Annotated in this window: 17 protein-coding genes; 7 read left to right on the top strand and 10 right to left on the bottom strand. The window is 69.2% G+C overall.

The window, feature by feature from the left end; translation table 11 throughout:
* Nucleotides 1-4: 4 nt before the first annotated feature.
* From GPA10_RS14245 to GPA10_RS14220, 6 genes are all read right to left on the bottom strand, one after another.
* Nucleotides 5-550: a DUF6879 family protein gene (locus GPA10_RS14245; protein ID WP_343040823.1), complete on the bottom strand. Its 546-nt coding sequence runs from the start codon at nt 548-550 to the stop codon at nt 5-7.
* Nucleotides 534-740 (bottom strand): hypothetical protein, encoded by a 207-nt coding sequence (locus GPA10_RS14240; RefSeq protein ID WP_198351604.1) that lies wholly within the window; start codon nt 738-740, stop codon nt 534-536. The genes GPA10_RS14245 and GPA10_RS14240 overlap by 17 nt, the downstream gene beginning before the upstream one ends.
* Before the next feature lie 125 nt (nt 741-865).
* Complete coding sequence (locus tag GPA10_RS14235; protein ID WP_343040822.1) at nt 866-1,393, bottom strand: DUF6879 family protein; 528 nt, start codon at nt 1,391-1,393, stop codon at nt 866-868.
* A gap of 45 nt (nt 1,394-1,438) precedes the next feature.
* Nucleotides 1,439-1,963, bottom strand: coding sequence for a DUF6879 family protein (locus tag GPA10_RS14230; RefSeq protein WP_343040821.1), 525 nt, complete (start codon nt 1,961-1,963; stop codon nt 1,439-1,441).
* A gap of 12 nt (nt 1,964-1,975) precedes the next feature.
* The gene (locus GPA10_RS14225) at nt 1,976-2,191 is read right to left on the bottom strand and encodes a DUF397 domain-containing protein (RefSeq protein WP_157165862.1); all 216 of its coding nucleotides are present in this window, start codon (nt 2,189-2,191) and stop codon (nt 1,976-1,978) included.
* On the bottom strand, nt 2,172-3,023 hold the full coding sequence (locus GPA10_RS14220) for a helix-turn-helix domain-containing protein (protein ID WP_343040820.1): 852 nt from the start codon (nt 3,021-3,023) through the stop codon (nt 2,172-2,174). The genes GPA10_RS14225 and GPA10_RS14220 overlap by 20 nt, the downstream gene beginning before the upstream one ends.
* A gap of 119 nt (nt 3,024-3,142) precedes the next feature.
* Between GPA10_RS14220 and GPA10_RS14215 the strand changes: the two genes are divergently transcribed.
* Nucleotides 3,143-3,511, top strand: coding sequence for an ATP-binding protein (locus GPA10_RS14215; protein ID WP_157165861.1), 369 nt, complete (start codon nt 3,143-3,145; stop codon nt 3,509-3,511).
* Here GPA10_RS14215 and GPA10_RS14210 read toward each other — a convergent pair.
* Nucleotides 3,508-3,858, bottom strand: a complete 351-nt coding sequence (locus GPA10_RS14210) for an NIPSNAP family protein (RefSeq protein ID WP_058845967.1) — start codon at nt 3,856-3,858, stop codon at nt 3,508-3,510. The genes GPA10_RS14215 and GPA10_RS14210 overlap by 4 nt on opposite strands.
* A gap of 195 nt (nt 3,859-4,053) precedes the next feature.
* Nucleotides 4,054-5,061, bottom strand: coding sequence for an RNA polymerase sigma factor SigF (locus tag GPA10_RS14205; RefSeq protein ID WP_157165860.1), 1,008 nt, complete (start codon nt 5,059-5,061; stop codon nt 4,054-4,056).
* Between the two features lie 261 nt (nt 5,062-5,322).
* Here GPA10_RS14205 and GPA10_RS14200 point away from each other — a divergent pair, with 261 nt between their 5' ends.
* The 4 genes from GPA10_RS14200 to GPA10_RS14185 all read left to right on the top strand — a co-directional run bounded on the left by GPA10_RS14200 (nt 5,323) and on the right by GPA10_RS14185 (nt 9,184).
* On the top strand, nt 5,323-5,691 hold the full coding sequence (locus GPA10_RS14200; protein WP_058845965.1) for an STAS domain-containing protein: 369 nt from the start codon (nt 5,323-5,325) through the stop codon (nt 5,689-5,691).
* Nucleotides 5,692-6,132: 441 nt separating this feature from the next.
* The gene (locus GPA10_RS14195; RefSeq protein WP_058846392.1) at nt 6,133-6,642 is read left to right on the top strand and encodes an ATP-binding protein; all 510 of its coding nucleotides are present in this window, start codon (nt 6,133-6,135) and stop codon (nt 6,640-6,642) included.
* Between the two features lie 373 nt (nt 6,643-7,015).
* Nucleotides 7,016-7,753: an LPXTG cell wall anchor domain-containing protein gene (locus GPA10_RS14190; protein WP_343040818.1), complete on the top strand. Its 738-nt coding sequence runs from the start codon at nt 7,016-7,018 to the stop codon at nt 7,751-7,753.
* Nucleotides 7,754-8,023: 270 nt separating this feature from the next.
* A complete protein-coding gene (locus GPA10_RS14185; protein WP_425505750.1) occupies nt 8,024-9,184 on the top strand; it encodes a hypothetical protein in 1,161 nt (386 codons plus the stop codon).
* 158 nt (nt 9,185-9,342) lie between these two features.
* On the opposite strand, the gene GPA10_RS14180 is transcribed toward GPA10_RS14185, so the two are convergent.
* Nucleotides 9,343-10,833, bottom strand: coding sequence for a peptide MFS transporter (locus GPA10_RS14180; RefSeq protein ID WP_157165859.1), 1,491 nt, complete (start codon nt 10,831-10,833; stop codon nt 9,343-9,345).
* Nucleotides 10,834-11,488: 655 nt separating this feature from the next.
* Between GPA10_RS14180 and GPA10_RS14175 the strand changes: the two genes are divergently transcribed.
* Nucleotides 11,489-12,166, top strand: coding sequence for a response regulator transcription factor (locus GPA10_RS14175; protein WP_058846390.1), 678 nt, complete (start codon nt 11,489-11,491; stop codon nt 12,164-12,166).
* Nucleotides 12,167-12,301: 135 nt separating this feature from the next.
* A complete protein-coding gene (locus tag GPA10_RS14170) occupies nt 12,302-13,591 on the top strand; it encodes an ATP-binding protein (protein WP_157165858.1) in 1,290 nt (429 codons plus the stop codon).
* 76 nt (nt 13,592-13,667) lie between these two features.
* Here the strand turns inward: GPA10_RS14170 and GPA10_RS14165 are convergent, their stop codons facing one another.
* Nucleotides 13,668-14,207 carry a GtrA family protein gene (locus GPA10_RS14165; protein ID WP_157165857.1) on the bottom strand — a complete coding sequence of 180 codons (540 nt, stop codon included), beginning with the start codon at nt 14,205-14,207 and terminating at the stop codon, nt 13,668-13,670.
* Nucleotides 14,208-14,341 lie beyond the last annotated feature (134 nt).

Here is a 14,341-nt window from a genome sequence, read left to right as displayed (position 1 = left end):
ACATTCACAATTCGCTAGTCCTCCGCGGCTTGTGCCGCTCCCACCAGCCGCGGAAAGGGACAGCGCTACCCAGGGCTACGTCTCGGAGCTTCAGCCACTCCTGCGCCTGTTCCTCGGGGATCAGCTCCGCGCCCAAGAACTCTCCGCCGTTGCCGTACTGCATGGTCACGACCGAGCGTTCATCGAAGGCCCAGAAGTCCGGCACACCCGCCAGTGGGTTCGACCGGTCGGTGGTATCGAGAATGAAGAATTCTTCCCCGGCTTCCTGGTTCCGGACGTAGCCCCATCCGAGTTCGAAGCGCAGGTAATCACTCAAGGGGCGGGCCAGGATGTGCACGCGGTACATGCGCTTGCCGGCCTGTGTGGCGTCCCGTACGGTCGTGACCCAGCCGGCCGCCTTGTACTCTTCCGGCTGTGGCCTGCCGGCCAAGAACGCGCGGTAGGCGTCGACCCCGCCCGACTTGCTGTAGTCGTCCAGGGTTTCGAGCCGGAAGGCCTCGCGCCGAAACCCCGAGAAGAGCTTTCCGAATTCCTCAGGCGAGATGTTCACGGGCCACCTTCAGAATCAGTGACATAGGGATGCGGACGGCGGTTTCGTCGACCGGCAGCTGCATGGTGGCCAGTGCTTGCGTGTCGTCCACCTTGAAGCCCTGCACCAGGACGTTCTCCGTGCCGTCGATCTCCCAAACGGTCGGACAAGGCCCCTCGTCGCACTCGCTCGCAAGCTGTTTGAGTTTCACCGGCTGACCCCCTGGCTCAGGTTGGCGGTAGGGGCTTCGCCCCGTTCCCTGTTCGATCCTTGCGACCCTGAGGCAAGGGGTCAAGGTGGCAGAGTTGAGAGAACGGGAAACTGCCTAGACTGTCCTCAGGCTCTGAAGGGCGTGGCGTTTTGCAAGGCGAGATCCCGCCACGCCAGATACGTGTCCATGTCCGGTTCCTGGATCAGCTCACGATTGATCTGTGTCCCGTCAGGGCGGTAATTGAGGTGGACGACCGTCGATTCGTCGAACAGCCAGAAATCCTGTTCGGGCAGTCCGGGGTTCGGTCGATCGCCCAGCTCCACGATGTGATAGTTCTCCCCGGCCTCCACATTTCCGGGGATGCACCACTCGAACAGGTATCTGCTGTACGGCGTGAGAGGTCGGCGCACGACCTTGGCGCGCGTCATCGTCCGGCCCCGGGCAGCGTGGTCCCTGATCGTCCGGTGCCATGACGCGTTGAATCCGTCGGGCTTCCTGGCTCCGGCGAGGAAGCCACGGACCGTCTCGGTCTCGGTGGGCATGGTGTACGTCTGGTGCACTTCGAGCCGGAAGGCGGAGCGCTCGAAGCCGTGCAGGTACGCCTGCCAGGCGTCGCCGTCGAGCAGTACGGGGCGGGTGCCGTGCAGGGCCACAGGCCACCTCCTCAAGGGTGTTTTGTGGGGCATGCAACTACCGGGTCAGGCGTCCAGGTCTGCCGCGTACTCTTCGAAAGGCACCGCGTGCGCCAGAGCCACGCGCTTCCACGTCACGTAGCGTGCCGGATCGCCCTCGTACGCCTCGCGGTTGATCTGTGTCCCGTCCGGCCGGAAGTTCAGGTGTGCGATGCGGGATTCGTCGAACATCCACCAGTCACGTCCGGTGAGCGGCAGGCCGTGGTCGTCCCGCGTCACGTCCAGGACGCGGATGTCCTCCCCGGCCGCGATGTTCCCCGGGATGCCCCACGCGAACTGGTACCGCTGGTAGTCAGTGAGCGGCTGGCGTACGACACGGACGCGGCCGATGCGTCTGCCGGACTCGACGTACCCCCGCACCCGCTCGTGCCAACGTGCGTTGTGCTCGGCGGGCTTGGCCTCGCCCCGCAGGAAGCGGGCCACGTTCTCCCGCTCCTTGGGCATGGTGTACGTGGGCTGCGCCTCGAAGCGCCACGCTTCCCGCTCGGAGGCGTCGAAGAGGCGACGCCAGTTGTCACCGTCCAGAAGCACGGGGTGCCTCTCTCAGAGGGTCAGGTCGCCTGCCGCGACGGCGGCGATGAAGGGTGCCCACGCGGTCGCGTTGACGAGCAGGGCGGGGCCGTCCGGGGCCTTGGAGTCCCGGACGGGGACGGTGCCGGGGAGGCCGGTGGCGACCTCCAGGCAGAGTCCCTCGGAGCCGTTGCTGTAGCTGCTCTTGTGCCAGATGAGCAGGGCCAAGTCAGCGCTCGTACATGCCATTCTCGTATTCCTCCGCTGCTTTCTTGATCATCCTCAGTGAGTCCTCCGGCGGCAGTGCCGCAGCTCTGAGTCGACCGTACGCGCTCGTGTACTGCGCTACGAGTTCCGGTTCGTCGATGACCTGTCCGCTGTACATGCCCTCCGTGTACATGAGCGGCGGGGAATCATCGAAGGTCATGAGCCAGGTCGCGCCCATCATGAAGGGGTGCGCCTGCCCATTCCACGGAAGGATCTGTGGAATGACGCGCCGCCGTTCGATGACGGTGACGATATGGGCGAGCTGCTCCGCCATCTCGGCATTGCCGATGATCGGTTGCCGCAGGATCGACTCGTGCATCACGAGCCAGCACTCGGGCCCCTTCGCGTCTTCGAAGAGCCATGCCCGCTCCCGCCGGTCTTCGACCTTCGCCTTGACCGTTTCTTCGGCCTCACGAGGGTATGCGGCATGAACAACTGCACGGATGTACGGCTCCAGTTGGAGGGGCCCCGGGATCAGGGTGGGGTTCCACTCCTCGATCTCCTTCGCTCGCGCTTCCAGCTCCACGACGTGGGCGAAGTACTCGGCGTGCTTGACCCTTCGTGCCTTGTGTACGTCCGCGCAGCGCCGCTCGAAGAATCCGTCAGTCGCGAGGAGCCGGTCCACGTGGCGGGCCAGTTCCAGCGGGATGCGCCGCTGCCCCCGCTCGATTTCGCTGAGGTATGTCGCCCCGAAGTAGCTCCCCTCCACCGTCTCCTGAAGCGTGCGGCCCGCCGCCTCCCGCTTCCAGCGCAGCTCCTTGCCGTAAAAGGCGGGAACGCTCGCCGAACCGTCGATGTCCTTGCGCGCTGCCACAGGTGGTGACCGCCTTCCACGCTTCGCACTGTGGAACCCGAACCCCTGTCACGCTACGTCACCCGAGCGTCACTGTGGAACCAGAACGTCACAGAGCGCACGGAAGAAGGCGTACCCCCATGCACGACCAGGACTCGTACCCCACCTTTGAGGTGGCCCTCCTCGCCGTACCCAAAGCGGTCCCCGAACTGCGCCGGAGCCTGGGCGGTCGTCCCGACGTACAGCTCTGCGTCACCGAGCTGCTCAGCAACGTGATCCGGCACCTGGGGGAGGGGACCCCCGTCACCGTCCGCCTCACTCGGGCGGGCGGTGGGCGGACCCGGGTCGCCGTCACCGACCCCGATCCGCGGGTCTGGCCGGTGCTCCGGGAAGCGGGTCGTGACGAGGAGGCGGGGCGCGGGCTCGCTCTCGTCGATGCCGTCTCGCTGCGGTGGGGCGTGGAGCAGGGCGCCGACAGCAAGACGGTGTGGTGCGAGCTTGAGGGTTAGTCAGAGGGGGCTGTCGGGGCCGCCGGGGCTGACGGGGGAGTTCCAGGCAGCAGGGGGCGCATGAACGTGCGCTCGTAGCGCAGCACGCACCCGCTCTCGTCCCTGATCCGGTCCGCCTCGATGAACTCGGCGTCCTTGCCGAACAGCGTCCTGTACTCCTCGTACGCGGCGAGGCTCGGGAAGCTGAACAGGGCCAGCGCCTTGTCGCTCGCGCCCTCCGCCGGGAGGAAGTACCCGTGGTGGGTGCCGCCGTGCCGGTCCACCAGCTCCATCCAGCGGCGCCCGAAACGCTCGAACGACTCGGTCTTCGCCGGGTCGATCACGTACTCGACCACGCAAGTAATCATCGTCCGAGGCTAACGAGTCGTCGTACGGCACTGGGGGAGACGGAGGAGACGGCGGTGCCGCATGTCGGGGGCCGACCCGCTGCGGGCGGGCGGTCTCCGGCATGCGGCACCGTTCCGGTCGTTTGCGCGCGGAGCGTCTGGGCACCCGAAGAACAGGAACAGGAACAAGGGCGGAACGCGGGCGCGGTGGTCGGCCTACTCCTCCAGGGTCAGGCCCTTGCGCAGGCGTACGAGGGTGCGCGACAGCAGGCGGGACACGTGCATCTGCGAGATGCCGAGCTCCTCGCCTATCTCCGACTGCGTCATGTTGGCGACGAAGCGCAGCGAAAGGATCTTGCGGTCCCGGGGCGGCAGCTCGGCGATCAGCGGCTTGAGGGACTCGACGTACTCGATGCCCTCCAGGCCGTGGTCCTCGTAACCGATGCGGTCGGCGAGGGCGCCCTCGGAGTCGTCCTCCTCCGGCTGGGCGTCCAGCGAGCTGGCGGTGTAGGCGTTGGACGCCGCCATGCCCTCGACGACCTCGTCGTTCGTGATGCCGAGGCGTTCGGCGAGTTCGGCCACTGTCGGCGCGCGGTCGAACTGCTGGGCGAGCTCGTCGCCCGCCTTCGCGAGGTCGAGACGGAGCTCCTGGAGTCGGCGCGGCACCCGCACCGACCACGACGTGTCGCGGAAGAAGCGCTTGATCTCGCCGACGATCGTCGGCATCGCGAAGGTGGGGAACTCGACGCCGCGGCTGAGTTCGAACCGGTCGATCGCTTTGATCAGGCCGATGGTGCCGACCTGGATGATGTCCTCCATCGGCTCGCTGCGGGAGCGGAACCGGGAGGCGGCGAACTTGACCAGGGCCAGGTTGAGTTCGACGAGGGTGTTGCGGACGTACGCGTGCTCGTGCGTGCCCTCTTCGAGGGACTCGAGCCGTTCGAAGAGCGTCTTCGACAGGGCCCGCGCGTCCAGCGGCCCCACCTCGTCGTAAGGGGGGATCTCGGGGAGCCCGGTCAGGCTCTCGTGCAGCTCGCCGGCGCCGGCGAACAGGGGGTCGGCCTGCGTGGTCGGCACGGCTTCGTCGGCGGGGACCGAGGGCGCCGGGATCACCGTGGTCGCAGGGGCCACTGTGGTCTCGGTCTCGGTGCGGTGCGGCGGGGGTGTCGACGTCGCCTGGTCAGTATGCGATTCGTCGAGCCGGGGTGACATGGTCTCCTCCATCGTTCTCGGCATATGGCTGCCGATGCCACTACGTGCACTGCGGTGTGCGGCGCCTCCATGGCCGTCCGTGTCGATTGGTGTCTCTTCTACCCCTACCCGCTTCCGCGTCGGAGTCGCAAGTGCGTTCCGTTCCGAAATGTCCGAATTCGGGGGGATGTTCGGGTACCCCTGGGCGTAGGGAAGGCGTAGTGTTCAGGGGCGTCATCGCGCCTCACAGCGCGCAAGGAACAGCCCACGACTTGTCGGGAAGAGAGTGACGGCATGGACCGCGGGACGGTCGGCAGCGCACATAGGGGCCGGCTTCTGGTCGAAGTCCGGAAAGAGGGCCGCAGTGCCGTCGTGACTCCGGCGGGTGAGTTGGATCACCACACCGCCGATTTGTTGCGCGAGCCGCTGGAGGCCTGCGTCGACGACGGCTTCACACGGCTCGTAGTCGACTGCTCGCGCCTGGAGTTCTGTGACTCGACGGGGCTGAATGTGCTCCTCGGAGCACGGCTCAAGGCCGAGGCCGCAGGAGGCGGAGTTCATCTCGCCGGGATGCTGCCGGTGGTGGCCCGGGTGTTCGAGATCACCGGCGCCGACGCCGTCTTCACCGTCCACGAGACGCTCGAAGCGGCACTCGCCGAATAGGCCGGGTGACTCTCCGTGTGCGGCCCGCGTGCGGCGCGAAGAGTTACGCGTCAGTTGTCACTGTGTGATCGACGCGTTACCAGCGTCACACGGTTCCTGCCGAATCCATGGGTGTTCGTACGGAACGGCCGGGCAGGAGTCACCCTGAATCTGTCGGCGTTCAGGTCGCGGCAGCAGCAGCGGAAGAGGCAACAGCAGCGGCAACAGTGGCGGCAGTGGTCGGTCGGCGAGTGCGGCAGTGAGTCGGTACGTCGGTTCGGCAGTACGGCAGTACGTGAGCAAGTCGGTACGTCAGTAGGCCAGTAAGCCAGTAAGCCAGAAAGTCAGCAAAGTAAAAGTCGGAACGGCAAGCGGCCAGGAGGCAGCCGGTGGGCGGGGGCCCACCGGGATCCCGCACCCTCGTCTTTTGTCCAGTCCTCTTGTCGGTGAGGTGAAGTGCTGATGAGCACCACCCGGCCTTGCTCGCCGGGCGATCGTGGCCCGGAGCCGGAGGCCGCGGTCGCCGCTGCTCCCGCGCCCGCGACCGCCCCGGAGTCCGGGGCCCGTCAGGTCCGCAGGCTGAGCCTGAACGGGGAGAGCGGCGTCGTGCCGCTCTCACGCGACTTCACCCGGGAGGCGCTGCACGCCTGGGGCTGGCTGCCCGCGTCGGGTGCCGACCGGCGCGCCGCCGCCGAGGACGTACTGCTCGTGGTCTCCGAGCTGGTCACCAACGCGTGCCTGCACGCGGAGGGCCCCGACGAGCTGTGGCTCTCCAGTGACGGGAAGGTCCTGCGCGTCGAGGTCTCCGACCGCGGCGCCGGTCAGCCCGCCCCCCGAACCCCGCACCGTGCGGGGCGGCCCGGCGGGCACGGCATGTTCATCGTGCAGCGGCTCTGCCTCGACTGGGGTGTCGTACGGACGTCCGATTCTGCGGGCAAGACCGTCTGGGCGGAACTGGGCGCCCCCAGCTAGGCCGGGGTCCTGGCCGCTTTGGCCTCTCCGGCCGGGGGTTCCATCTCGCCGGGGGCGTGGGGCCGTCGATCGCGCTGCGCGCTCGTCCTCAAGCGCCGGACGGGCTTGATTTCCGCCGTGCCCAACCGTGAGTGGGCAAGGCTCTCGCTGCGCGCTCGCCCTCAAGCGCCGGACAGGCTTGGCTTTCCCCGTGCTCGCCCGGTCGAAGGGTCCACCCACCTCACACGCGTCGGATCACCACGGATCCGGCGCGTCCTTTGTCTTCCCTCTCCAAGGTCCCGGGCGTACCTTGAGCGCCCAATCTGATGTGCCGTCAGTAAAAGTGCATGTGCGGCACGGACTCGCCCGCACCACGGCATGAGGGGAAAACGAGGTGTCGTACCAGAAACAGACGGCCGCGCTCGTCCTCGCCACGGCCCTTGCCGGATCGGCTCTGCTCCTTGCCGCACCCGTCGCCCAGGCCGATGTCCAGGACGTGGACTACGAGTGCAAGACGCCCATCGGCAACAAGGGGGCGGTCTCCCCGATCGACATCAAGAGCGTCAAGAGCGGCAGCGGCTACAAGCTCACCATGTCCTTCCAGAAGGGCGTCTCCTCCAGCCCCGTCGAGCTCGGCAAGGGTGCGATGAAGCCCAGCGCGCTGATCGAGCTCGGGGGCGCGGAGAGCGGAACGGCTCCCGTCTCCGGGCCCACCAACTCGGCGGCGATTCCGGCCAACACCCCCATCAAGATCAGTGACCTGTCGGGTACGTACACGCCGAAGAAGACGGGGAAGGTCACCTTCACGGCCGGAATGCTCACCATCAAGGCGCTCGGCACCACCACGACGTGTACGCCCGCGAACAATCCCGAGCCGTCCCTGACGCTCGACGTCAAGGGGGCGGGTGGCGACTCGGGTTCCGGGTCCGACTCCGGCACCGGAACCGGGTCCGGAACCGGTGGCGCGTCCGCCGGGTCGCAGGGCTCCGGTGGCGGCGGCGCCGAGCTGCCGCAGACCGGGCCCGCGGACTCCGCCATCGCCCTCGGCACCCTCGGCGGCACCGTGCTGCTCGCGGGGGCGGCAGGCGTGCTCTGGCTGACCCGGCGGAACCAGGCGGCGCGGCCCCGCTGACGGCCGACGTGTGAGCCGCCCTCACCGCGGGAGGCGTTGTCGCGGTACGTCGGCGTCGGCGGGCGGAGGTCAGCTGTGAAGGGTGGGTCGGTTGGGGTGTGCGTGTGCGACTGCGGGTGCGTGTGCGTGTGCGGATGTGGGTGCCGGTTGTCCGCTGGGGGTTCATGTGCTTGGGGTTCACAGGTCTGGGGTCCACGCTCCCAGGGCCCGCGCGCAGGCCGCTGCGGCCCCTTCCTGGCAGCCGCCCTCGCCTTCGCGGTCCTGGTCGCCCTGCTCGGCGGCGCCCTCGCCACACCTCTCGCCGCCTCCGCCGCACCCCCGGGCGGGCCCTCCGCCGCGCCTCGGGGCGGGTCCTTCGCCGCATCCCCGGGCGGCGCCCTCACGCCGCCCGCCGCCGCCCGCGCCGCCGGCAAGCCCACCCTCACCCTGTCCACCCGCCAAGCCGGAGCAGGCGGCTCCGTCACCGTTACGGGGAAGGGGTGGCGGCCAGGTGCCCTGCTGATGGTGCTCGTCTGCGGGCAGGCCACGGCCGCCGTCGGGGTTCCTGGCGGTAGCAACTCCTGCGCCAACTCCCAGGGGCGCGCCGTCACCGCCGACGGCGACGGCGCGTTCCGCAAGGCGCTGCCCGTCGCCGAACCCCCGGAGCCGTGCCCGTGCGTCGTGCACGTCGCCACGGTGACCGGCGCGAAGGCCGCCGCGGACGTGGAGTTCGAGGTCGCCGGGCACCCCGTGAAACCGCTGCCCGCGCGGCGCACGGGCAGCAGGCTCGCCGTCCTGACCGACACCCGGCTCGACGGTTCAAGCGGCCTCCTCACCTGGTTCGGCGCCCCGCCGTCCCGCAGACTCGCCTTCACCGTCGGCAACGTCGGCACCACCCCGGTCAAGGACCCGGTCTTCCAAGTGGGCGCCTCCCACGGCGTGTTCGCCCCGCAGTGGGAGGAACAGCAGTGGCGCGGCACCATCGCGCCGGGCAGGAAGGCCCGGATCGAACTGCCGGTCGAGCTGTCCGCGGGCGCACACGGCGACTACCTCGTCTCGCTGCGGTACGGCGAGAAGGTCCTCGCCGAGCAGCCCTGGGGCGTGGGCCGACCCTGGGGCGTCACGCTGTTCTGGGTGCTGCTCTGCGTCGTCGTACCCGCGGCCGTCTTCCGCGTCGGCATGGTGATCGTCGACCGGTTGCGCCCGGACCGGGACCGGGCCCGCCGCACCCCGGGCCGCCACCGCACCGACCGCGTCCGCGCACTGACCGTACGCCTGCCGAATCGGTCCCTGCCGAATCGGTCCCGGCTGAAGCGGTCCCGGCTGAAGCGGCCCCTGACGAAGCCGCGCCTGCCGCAGGAACCGGACCCGCCCGCCGCGCCGCCCGCACGGTCGCTCCCCTGGTTCGGGGGCCGGGGGCCGAGGTGGCGCCGTGACAGCCGCGACACCTGACGTCACGCCGGGCGCGGGCGCCGTGCCCGCCGCAACGCCGAGGGCCGCCGCACCGTTCGTGGTGCGGCGGCCCTCGGTCCGTACAAGGCGTACTTGGCGTACGAGGAGTACGTGGCGTACGAGGAGTACGTGGCGTACGCGTCAGGCGGGGGCGGGGGTCAGTTGACCTCGCCCATGAGCGACTTGACCTTCTTGCGGTACATGTAGACCGCGAAGCCCGCGAAGACGGCCAGGGCTGCCTCCGCCGCGACCACGCCGGTCTTGTTCAGGTCGACGCCCGCGATGGACAGCAGGCCCGTGGTGCAGTCACCGGCGGTGACGGCGAGGAACCAGACACCGAGCATCTGCGAGGCGTACTTCGCCGGCGCCATCTTCGTGGTGACCGACAGGCCGACCGGGGAGACGCACAGCTCACCGACGGTGTGCATGAAGTAGATCGCGACCATCCAGTACGCGCCGACCTTCTCGCCGCCGCTCGCCATGCCCAGCGGGATCAGGAAGACGAAGAAGGACGCACCGGTGATGACCAGACCCACGGCGAACTTCACGACCGTGGTCGGCTCCTTGTCGCGGCGGTTCAGCGCCAGCCACAGGACGGCGACGACCGGCGCCAGGGCCATGATCAGGACCGGGTTGACCGACTGGTACCAGGAGACCGGGAAGTCGAAGCCGAAGATCGAGGTGTCGGTGGAGTTCTTGCCGAACAGGGCCACGGTGGAGGCGCCCTGGTCGTAGATCATCCAAAAGACGGCGGCGGCTGCGAAGAACCAGATGTAGGCCGTCATCCTGGACTGCTCGACCTGGTCGAGCTCCTTGTCCCGCTTGATGCGGGCGAGCACCCAGATCGGGATGACCAGACCGGCGACCGTGATCGGGACGATGGCCCAGTTGAGGGTGTAGACGCCGGTGCCGATCGCGACGCCGTAGAAGACCACGGCGGCGATGACCCACAGCATGGCCTTGCGCAGCAGGCCCATCAGCTCCGGCCGGTCCACGGGCTTCGGGACGACGTTGCTGCGCTCGCTCAGGTGGCGGCCGCCGAGCAGGAACTGGATCAGGCCGAGCGCCATGCCGAACGCGGCGAGGGCGAAGCCCAGGTGCCAGTTGACCTTCTCACCGACGGTGCCGATGGCCAGCGGGGCGAAGAAGGCGCCGAGGTTGATGCCGATGTAGAAGACCGTGAAGCCACCGTCGCGGCGCGGGTCGTCCGGGCCGTCGTAGAGGTGGCCGACCATCGTGGAGATGTTGGCCTTCAGCAGGCCGGAGCCGATCGCCACCAGGACCAGGCCGAGGAAGAAGACTCCCTTGCCGGGCAGGGCGAGCGTCACGTGGCCTGCCATGATCACCAGTGCGGCGATCGTGATCGTCTTGCGCGGGCCCCACAGGCGGTCCGCGAACCAGCCGCCCGGCATGGCGAGCAGGTACACCATCGCCATGTAGATCGAGAAGATCGCCGTGGCGGTCGCGGCATTCATGTTCATGCCGCCGGGCGCGACCAGATACAGGGGGAGCAGGGCCTTCATGCCGTAGAAGCTGAAGCGCTCCCACATCTCGGTCATGAAGAGAGTGGCCAGGCCGCGGGGGTGGCCGAAGAAGGTCTTCTCGGAACCAGGAGTGCTGGCCGAGTCCTTCGTCAGGCTGGACGCCATGGGTCGATCCTCGTGGTTCGGGACGCGTCCGGCGGCGGGGGCCGCGGGCACGCCCGGTGGGGGGCGGTCGGCACCGGTGTCGGCCGTCCGGCCCTCACGCCTGAGGAGGGAGCGGTGCCACGGAGGTCCGTGGGGCACCGGGGACGACGACCCCGAGATCCACACCCCGGGACGCAACTTCGCGCGCGGGGCCCGACCACAGGTCATTCCTTTCGAGGCCGGTGAACGAGCACCGGCCGACACACAGAAAAGACCCTTGGCGCGCAATAGCGGGCCAAAGGTCCTTGAGTAGTGCTACAGGCGTCTCGCCACCATACGCCACGACAGAGCGGGATTTGGAAGGACTTGAGAGATGGATCACAGGTGACGCTGGAACCAATCTCGCACATTCAAAGGTGTACGCGCGGTGATTCCGAGGATCGCACCTCCTGGGTACCCGGGTTCGTGTTCCCGTAACGCCGGGAGGCGGTGACGTGGAGGTGACGGCGGGGCGGGCGGGGACCCGGGTGCGACCCGGGTGCGACCCGGGTGCGACCCGGGTGCGACCCGGATGCGCGTCGGGTGTGACCCGGGTGCGGGACCGGTGTGGCCGAGGGCGGTGGGTCGCTCGGCGATCAGCCTCCTGTGCTGGTTCGGTGCGGACTACCATCACCTCATGACCCGTGTACTGCTCGCCGAGGACGACGCGTCCATCTCGGAGCCGCTGGCCCGCGCACTGCGCCGCGAGGGCTACGAGGTCGAAGTGCGCGAGGACGGTCCCACCGCCCTCGACGCCGGACTGCAGGGCAGCGTGGACCTCGTCGTGCTCGACCTCGGCCTGCCCGGCATGGACGGCCTGGAGGTAGCCCGACGGCTGCGTGCGGAGGGTCACACGGTGCCGATCCTCATCCTGACCGCCCGCGCCGACGAGGTGGACACGGTGGTCGGGCTCGACGCCGGGGCCGACGACTATGTGACCAAGCCGTTCCGCCTAGCCGAACTGCTCGCCCGGGTACGGGCCCTGCTGCGGCGCGGCGCCTCGGAGCCGCCGCAGCCGCCCGCCACGCACGGGGTGCGGATCGACGTGGAGTCGCACCGGGCCTGGATGGGGGAGGAGGAGCTCCAGCTCACGGCCAAGGAGTTCGACCTCCTGCGGGTCCTCGTGCGCGACGCGGGGCGCGTCGTGACCCGGGACCAGCTCATGCGCGAGGTCTGGGACACCACCTGGTGGTCCTCCACCAAGACCCTCGACATGCACATCTCCTGGCTGCGCAAGAAACTCGGCGACGACGCCGCGAATCCTCGGTACATCGCCACGGTGCGGGGTGTGGGTTTCCGCTTCGAGAAGAGCTGACGCCCTCCGCCCGACCGCCACAGGCGGGCGGGTGGGGATGTTGCCGCGGAGCGGCGGGGCGGGTGCCGGCCGGGGCGTGCGGGACCCCGGCCCGGGGGCACACTGGTCGAGTCCGACACCCCGCCCGGAGGGCACATGCGCCGACGCCTGATCAACTCGACCCTCGCCGTAGTCCTGGTGGTCATCGCCGTCTTCGGCGTCTCCCTGGTGATCGTCGAGACCCGCACGATCAGCAACAGCGCCCAGGAACGCGTGGACTCCGAGGCGCTCCGCCTGGTCGGCATCGTCGACAGCAGGCTGCTCAGCGACGAGCGCGTCAGCGGTGACGTACTGCGCAAGCAGGTCGACACCGAGCGCTACGCCCGCATCGAGATCCCCGGCCGCCCCGCCATCGAGGTCGGCAGCCGCCCCGGCGGCGACGTGATCCGCGCCACCCGGGACGGCGGCGAGGGCGAGAAGATCACCGTGGAGGAGCCGCGCACCGCGGTCACCCAGGAGGTCGGCCGCACCCTCCTGATCATCGGCGGCGTGGCCCTGCTCGCGATCGTCGCGGCGGTCCTGCTCGCCGTACGCCAGGCCAACCGTCTGGCCTCCCCCCTCACCGACCTCGCGGAGACCGCCGAACGCCTGGGCTCCGGCGACCCGCGCCCCCGCCACCGCCGCTACGGCGTCCCCGAGCTTGACCGCGTCGCCGACGTCCTGGACGGCAGCGCCGAACGCATCGCCCGGATGCTGACCGCGGAGCGGCGCCTCGCCGCCGACGCCTCCCACCAGCTGCGCACCCCCCTGACGGCCCTGTCCATGCGCCTGGAGGAGATCACCCTCACCGAGGACCTGGACACCGTGAAGGAGGAGGCCACGGTCGCGCTCACACAGGTCGAGCGGCTCACGGACGTCGTCGAGCGGCTCCTCACCAATTCCCGCGACCCCAGCACGGGCTCCGCGGTCACCTTCGACCTGGACGAGGTGATCAAGCAGCAGCTGGAGGAGTGGCGCCCGGCCTACCGCAGCGCGGGCCGTGCCATCGTCAGCTCCGGCAAGCGGCATCTGCACGCCGTGGGGACCCCGGGCGCGGTCGCCCAGGTCCTGGCCGCGCTGATCGAGAACTCCCTCATGCACGGCGGCGGCACCGTCGCCCTGCGCACCCGCGTCATCGGCAACCAGGCCGTCGTCGAGGTCACCGACAGCGGCCCCGGCGTCCCCGCCGACCTGGGGGCGCGGATCTTCGAGCGGGCCATCTCCGGCCGCAACTCGACGGGCATCGGCCTCGCGGTGGCACGGGACCTGGCCGAGGCGGACGGCGGCCGCCTGGAGATGCTCCAGGCGAAGCCCCCGGTGTTCGGCCTGTTCCTGTCACGTACGCCCTCGTACCGGGACGGCGGGGACCGCGACCACGACGGCGCGGACGAGGAAACGGTCCGCTAGACCACGGCAGCAGAGACCACGGCAGCAGAGACCACTGCGGCAGTCCCAAGCGCACAGCCCCGGCAGCAGCCCTCCCTCAGGCCGCCCGCCCCGAGCGCACGGAGCCCTCACCGGAGCCCCCGGAGCCCCCGGGTTCCTCGGCTCCGTCCAGGAACGATTCCGCACGCGCCACCGTCTCCCGCGCGGGCAGCGCGCGGAACACCCAGGTCCGGTAGGACCAGAAGCGGAACAGCGTGGCGATGGCCATGCCGAGGAACTTGAAGACGTTGGACTGGAGGCGGCTGTCCCAGTCGAAGCCGTACGTCGCCACGTACAGGACGCCGTTCTCGATCACCAGGCCGACCAGGCTGAACAGCAGGAAGAGCGTGAGCTCCTTGGTGCGGCCGCTCTTGTCGCGGTCACGGTAGGTGAAGTACCTGAACCCCAGGTAGTTGCAGCAGATGGCGACGGCCGTGGCGATGACGCTGGCCCGCACCACCTGTAGGTCCGTGACATGGCGGACCAGGTTGAACACGGCGAAGTTCACCAGTGTCCCGACCGCCCCCACGGCCCCGAACTTGGCTACTTCGCGCGCGACTTGATCGAATCGCACCCTCAGTGCGCCGCGTTCCGTCATGGTTGGTCGCCCCAGCCCCCGTCGATTTCGTATGGTCCCGTCGACGGGATCGATGATCGATATCGAGCGGTGTGTGGTGAATCGATGTGAATCGATGTGTATCGGTAGCTGCCCGGGATCCGTCGTTTCGCTCG

It is taken from the genome of Streptomyces typhae (assembly GCF_009755605.1).
GTDB lineage: Bacteria > Actinomycetota > Actinomycetes > Streptomycetales > Streptomycetaceae > Streptomyces > Streptomyces typhae.
The sequence above is the reverse complement of the archived record's forward strand: the minus strand, read 5'-3'. Positions and strand labels throughout refer to the sequence as shown.

What these genes read in the sequence shown, in the direction of transcription:
- GPA10_RS14225 (WP_157165862.1), bottom strand. Translation starts at nt 2,191, where the DNA reads ATGGCATGTACGAGCGCTGACTTGGCCCTGCTCATCTGGCACAAGAGC.
- GPA10_RS14215 (WP_157165861.1), top strand. Translation starts at nt 3,143, where the DNA reads ATGCACGACCAGGACTCGTACCCCACCTTTGAGGTGGCCCTCCTCGCC.
- GPA10_RS14210 (WP_058845967.1), bottom strand. Translation starts at nt 3,858, where the DNA reads ATGATTACTTGCGTGGTCGAGTACGTGATCGACCCGGCGAAGACCGAG.
- GPA10_RS14205 (WP_157165860.1), bottom strand. Translation starts at nt 5,061, where the DNA reads ATGGAGGAGACCATGTCACCCCGGCTCGACGAATCGCATACTGACCAG.
- GPA10_RS14200 (WP_058845965.1), top strand. Translation starts at nt 5,323, where the DNA reads ATGGACCGCGGGACGGTCGGCAGCGCACATAGGGGCCGGCTTCTGGTC.
- GPA10_RS14195 (WP_058846392.1), top strand. Translation starts at nt 6,133, where the DNA reads ATGAGCACCACCCGGCCTTGCTCGCCGGGCGATCGTGGCCCGGAGCCG.
- GPA10_RS14180 (WP_157165859.1), bottom strand. Translation starts at nt 10,833, where the DNA reads ATGGCGTCCAGCCTGACGAAGGACTCGGCCAGCACTCCTGGTTCCGAG.
- GPA10_RS14175 (WP_058846390.1), top strand. Translation starts at nt 11,489, where the DNA reads ATGACCCGTGTACTGCTCGCCGAGGACGACGCGTCCATCTCGGAGCCG.
- GPA10_RS14170 (WP_157165858.1), top strand. Translation starts at nt 12,302, where the DNA reads ATGCGCCGACGCCTGATCAACTCGACCCTCGCCGTAGTCCTGGTGGTC.
- GPA10_RS14165 (WP_157165857.1), bottom strand. Translation starts at nt 14,207, where the DNA reads ATGACGGAACGCGGCGCACTGAGGGTGCGATTCGATCAAGTCGCGCGC.